2 protein-coding genes and 1 pseudogene are annotated in these 810 nt (G+C 61.0%); 1 reads left to right on the top strand and 2 read right to left on the bottom strand.

Annotation, left to right across the window (positions count from 1 at the left end):
* On the bottom strand, positions 1–97 hold a 97-nt coding region (locus F6Q13_RS18285), incomplete at its 3' end, for a hypothetical protein (protein ID WP_293059560.1).
* Positions 98–374: 277 nt separating this feature from the next.
* Between F6Q13_RS18285 and F6Q13_RS18280 the strand changes: the two are divergent.
* Positions 375–573, top strand: a pseudogene (locus F6Q13_RS18280) (IS110 family transposase); the annotation flags it as partial.
* Here F6Q13_RS18280 and F6Q13_RS18275 read toward each other — a convergent pair.
* A partial coding sequence (locus tag F6Q13_RS18275; RefSeq protein WP_293059558.1) for a hypothetical protein occupies positions 554–810 on the bottom strand: 257 nt, incomplete at its 5' end. The pseudogene F6Q13_RS18280 and the gene F6Q13_RS18275 overlap by 20 nt on opposite strands.

Genomic DNA, 810 nt, shown 5'->3' with positions numbered 1-810 from the left:
CCATGGCTGCGGGGTCGACCTCGGAGTGGTCTTCGGCGGCGACCGCCGTGACAGCGTCGAGGTCGGCCGGGACACGGATCCTGCCGTCGTCTGTCATGCGTGGCCTTAAGTTCGTAGGTGCAGTTACTTCGTGTTGTTACGTTGTGCTGTGACCCGGGTCGGGTGAGGCTGTCATGTGTGTTGCCGGCCTGGTGGTGCGGCTTGAGAGGACTGGCCACCTGGCCTGCCTGGACTTCCTCGGGCCGCTGATTGAGATCTGCGATGTGATCGCTTGTTTAAGGAAATGCCGGCGGGGTCGTCCGTGGGGATTGTGTTGGCAGACAATCGAAAAGAGGTTTGATGGCAGTAGGTCAGATATGGGCTGGTGTGGTGATGTACATGTCCGCACTGACCGCCGTCCGCTGCAACCCGGCTTCCCGAGCCTCCTACCAGCGCAAACGAGACCAAGGCAAACGACCGATCCCGGCAACTATCTGCCTGGCCCGACGCCGCACCAACGTCCTCTACGCACTCATCCGCGACAACCGCACCTGGCAACCCGACTCACCCCCGATCACCGAATCGGCGGCTTGACTTCTTCATTGAGAGTCCTCTCTTTGTCGGGACGTGGTCTTGCCCAATCGCGAGAGTACGTGCCGGCCCGCCGGTCAGAGTTGTCCACAGTGCGGCTTTTATCCACAGTTGAGGATGTGGACGCCGTCCTGACGACGCTGTAGGCGCCGCCGGACGCTATTCTTCGAATATGTGTTCGAATAGCCGCGAGGAGATAGTCGAGGTTTTCGACGCACTCGAGGCCGACCTGCGCCAGGT

It is taken from the genome of Mycobacterium sp. (assembly GCF_008709575.1).
In the GTDB taxonomy this organism is placed as follows: Bacteria; Actinomycetota; Actinomycetes; order Mycobacteriales; family Mycobacteriaceae; genus Mycobacterium.
The sequence above is the reverse complement of the archived record's forward strand: the minus strand, read 5'-3'. Positions and strand labels throughout refer to the sequence as shown.